At 36.2% G+C, this 4,244-nt stretch carries 3 protein-coding genes; 2 read left to right on the top strand and 1 reads right to left on the bottom strand.

Features of this window, described 5'->3' with window-relative positions; all coding sequences use genetic code 11:
- Window positions 1–493 precede the first annotated feature (493 nt).
- Together C7Y69_RS18150 and C7Y69_RS18155 are read left to right on the top strand one after the other, a co-directional pair.
- Window positions 494–2,986, top strand: coding sequence for a right-handed parallel beta-helix repeat-containing protein (locus C7Y69_RS18150; RefSeq protein WP_126873719.1), 2,493 nt, complete (start codon window positions 494–496; stop codon window positions 2,984–2,986).
- Between the two features lie 47 nt (window positions 2,987–3,033).
- Window positions 3,034–3,921 (top strand): glycosyltransferase family 2 protein, encoded by an 888-nt coding sequence (locus C7Y69_RS18155; protein ID WP_126873720.1) that lies wholly within the window; start codon window positions 3,034–3,036, stop codon window positions 3,919–3,921.
- Between the two features lie 158 nt (window positions 3,922–4,079).
- Here C7Y69_RS18155 and C7Y69_RS18160 read toward each other — a convergent pair.
- On the bottom strand, window positions 4,080–4,244 hold a 165-nt coding region (locus C7Y69_RS18160), incomplete at its 5' end, for a transposase domain-containing protein (RefSeq protein WP_148112477.1).

A 4,244-nucleotide genomic window follows, 5' to 3' on the forward strand; every position in this document is an offset into this window, starting at 1 on the left:
GTCAAGCGATACGACTTTGTTCACAATAGATAGGGCATTCATGGCTGTTTGGTCTCAGTGATGTTTGGCGATTGATCTGATCACCAAACGCCATGAATGTTCCCTTCTTTTTTATCTCACTGATTTTGCTATATTATTTGTGGGGATACCTCAGGGACCGTCATCATTTAACTAAGGCCTATACTTTAACTTTATTGAGCAAAATAGATAAATTATTAGACGAGGCTTTAAAATGAACTATGGTATTAAATTATGTATTTCAGTTCCAGTAAGGCATTGATATTAATATTAAATAAAAACTCGCTCATAAATCTATACTAGCAAGAGTCGCCTAATATCAAATAACTCGTTTCCGAGTATAATTTTTAGGGCTAAAAAAAGTCAATTTTATAGTTATTTCTTATAGTAAAAAATTAGCTACTCAGGGATTAGGATATAAGCTTAAGTTAGAGCTTTATGCCCTGAATAATTTCATTATAACTACAGGATTATCATGAAAATTTACTTTGACCAAATAAATCGTAAATACCTATTTTTATCAATTTTTGCCCTCTTTATATTTTCTTGCACTTCTTCTCCAGATAAGCAGGTTAGTAAAAGACAATGGGGCGACGAGCTTAATACAATCATCAATGGGAAAAGTAAAGATAATAGCATTTCAAATGAAGACGCTATTCTTGCATTTTATAATAAAAACTCCCTCACCAGTTTAGTTGATTACACTGAAGAAACCGTAGTTTTATATGATAAATATGTAACGATAAGCGAACCTATATCTAAAGTCGCTTTCAACGGGCTTTCTGAAGAAAAGAATCCAAGTGGTATAGTGTTTGCGCTACTGAGTTTATATCCAATCGACTCATACGGCTTAATAAAAAAATTGTATCTAGAATCTGGTATGCAAAAAGAAAGTATAAAGACTTCAGCAATCGAGGCAGGGTTAGATCCAACAGTTTTGTTTTCTCCGCCATCGTCTGGCGCAAGCTATAGAGTAACCCCGCTAATTGAATCTGTTGGTCTAGTCTTGTTTGACCAGAATGAAGACGCTACCCATGATGTATACTTTAGAGAAACCGGTAATTCAAACTGGGAACCGGCTTTGGAATTGCAGTGGGATCCTATTTATTCAAGCGCCGCTGGATCTATTATTGATTTGAAGCCCGCTACTGCGTATGAAGTTAAAATATCAAGTATGGCCGTTGATGGAAAAACAGAAATAATCAATTTAAACTTTGAGACAAATCCTAATTCCCCCCCTATCGACTCAGAAAAAATTTACTATTTATCGGATATCTATACAGGTGGCATTTTAGATTTAGAGAAGCTTGGAATAGAAGGAACTGAAAAGGGCTGGGCTAAAATAATCGGTAATGGAACCACTATTGATGCAACTAATGAAGGAAGATATGCAGTCAATATAGGCAGTCAAAGCTATATAATGTTAGAAGACTTCAATGTTAAAGGAGGAAATCGTTACGCAATTTTTTCAGATAAAGCACATCATATTTGGATTAAAGGCTGTGAAGTTTCTGAGTTTGGCAGAATGCCTAACGACTATCGAAACGGGCTTGGCTACTTCGATGAAGATAGTAGCTCACCATATAACTATGATTCTGGCATTTACCTTCAAAAAACAGGGGTTGTAGTCATAGAGGACTGTAGTATTCACTCACCTGTAGGAAAAGCTAATAGTTGGATATATGGTCACCCATCAGGCCCTAATGCAATCATGGTTTACGCAAATCACCCTGAGGAAAGATATAGAGGTCAGACGATTATCAGAAATAACAAATTGTTTGGTACAGCTAATCATAGATTCAACGATGTAATCGAAGGGAGGTCAAATTTCAACCGTCAAGGAGGCTTCGTTCGAGATTCAGCCGTTTATGGTAATTATATAGCTTACGCTAATGATGACCTAATAGAGATAGATGGTGGCCAACAAAATGTATTGGTCTATAGAAATGAATTCACGCAAGGTTACACAGGGATTAGTATAGCGCCTAACATGTTAGGTCCAAGCTATATATTTCAAAACTACATTCACGATTTAGGGGATGAGACAGGAAAAGAATGGACTGCAATTAAAGCAGGAGGGCTAATTTCAAAGCCAGGGGGCCTGACTTTAATAATGGAAAATTTGATACGAACCAGTAGAAATGGAATTGCAGCATCAAATGTAGAATCTGATGATACATTTTGGATTACTGCACAAAATAATTTTATTGAGCTAACGTACTATACAAATTTGGTTGGTTTAGGTATACAAGACCGTCAAAAATATCATAAATCAAAGTTTATAAATAATATTACCTATAATCGGCAGTTGAAAGCACCTAACAATAATGTCTCCTTAGAGCATTATGAACCACACCATCTCACCAGCGATGAGGACTACATCTCTTCTCAATCTAGTGTATCAACAGTATCCCTTCCTATAGGCGATAAATATTTAATTAACAATTTCAGTCGCGTAATAAACACGGTGGAATCATCACCAACCGGAAGCAGTTTAAATCTAAGTAATTTACGTAATTTTAGTAATCAAACTAAGTATGGTAATGCCCAATTAGTAGCCAAAAATAGTGTTTATCTAGAAGGTAATATATGGAAAAGAACAGCTATAAATTACACAGTAACACCCGACACTGTTCTGAAGGCCAATATAAGTATAAACGGCCCAGCCGAGATCATCGGTATTGGATTTGAAAATGATGACGACATTACTGAAAGTAGGATAATCAACCTCTATGGTACTCAAAATTATGGTATCGATAAGAGAGGCCTAATGGCAAATAACAACAGCCAAGAGATTATATTAGATATTGGTAAATTAATTTCTGGTGAAATTACAAGAATTGTTTTTGTATTAGACAACGACAACGCTAGTAAAAACCAGTACTCTAGCGTTACCTTTAGTGAAATCTATATGTTCGAGAAAATGAATGAAAGCAGTACAAGTTATGAAATCGAAGTTGGTTTATAAGCATTGTACCCAGTATAAATTATCAAAAAAGGATGTTGAGTTAAAAAATGACTTCGAATGATCTAGCAAAACACTATGCTTTTACAGTTATCATAACTACATACGATCGCCCTGACTTTCTACGTGAATCTCTAAAAGCGGCGATTAATCAAACTCATAAACCATTAGAGGTTTTGATAATTGATGATAATTCTTCTAAAGATTACACATCTGTATTAAGCGAGTTTCCAGCAGGCAGCTTTACATATCATAAATTTAGTGAATCTTCTGGTGCTAACGTTGCGCGTAACTTTGGTATAGCTAATGCCAAAGGCGATGCAATAGCTTTTTTAGACGATGATGATGTTTGGGATCCCGACTATTTAGCGCAGCATAACATTATGTTATTAGAAGCGGATGCCGTTCTTTGTGGCTACCGATTTCTTGAAGAACCAAACAAAAAAAATATAAACCCGATAACTTGCGTTACCCCAGAAATTATAAAACATGGTAATAAATTCTGTGGCATGAGCGGTGTAACGTGTAAAACTGAGTTAGCTAAAGAGTTAATGTTTGATATTGAATTGCCAAATAGTCAAGACTGGGACTTTTTCGTCCGAATAGCACAAAGTGGTGCTTTACTCGCAAATATTCCTAAAGATATTTTTAATTATCGCCGAGGGCATTTAAGCATTTCAACGGAAGTAGTCAATATAACAATAGAAAATACTAAACGAAGGCTCAAAGCCTTTAAAAAACATAGGAAGTTCTTAGGTGAAGATGCCTATAATGAACGTGTAGTGAATCAAATACTTAGCTATATCGGACAGAAAAAAAATAAACTTTCTTGGTTAAGATTTGCATTTAAGGAAGCTGGGGTACGTGCAACCGTTAAAGCTATCGGAGCTTCACTAGGCAGGAAATTTGGGTTAATGCAAAAGCCTGACAGAGTTTAAAAATGGCGGCAAAAGAATCTTTTGTTTAATATACCCACCTTTTTATAATTCAGTATCTTTCATTTTTACTCATTCTAAAAAAAAGCCGGTGATACAATTCACCGGCCATTCCATTACCTAAGTAAAACTTATATTAGGTAAGCGTCCGATAATTCCACCTAGCGCTTAGCAAACTGCCATGGTAGCAGTTGCTCGATATTGACGTCGGGCTGGCTGAGTTCATCAAGGCAAGTCATCACATACTCGAATACGTTCAGGTCGTTGGCTTTAGCCGTTTCGATGATGCTGTAGAGAACAGCGCTGGCGTTGGCGCCCGTGGCCGT

The sequence above is a fragment of the Alteromonas sp. KS69 genome (genome assembly GCF_003989595.1).
GTDB lineage: Bacteria > Pseudomonadota > Gammaproteobacteria > Enterobacterales > Alteromonadaceae > Alteromonas > Alteromonas naphthalenivorans.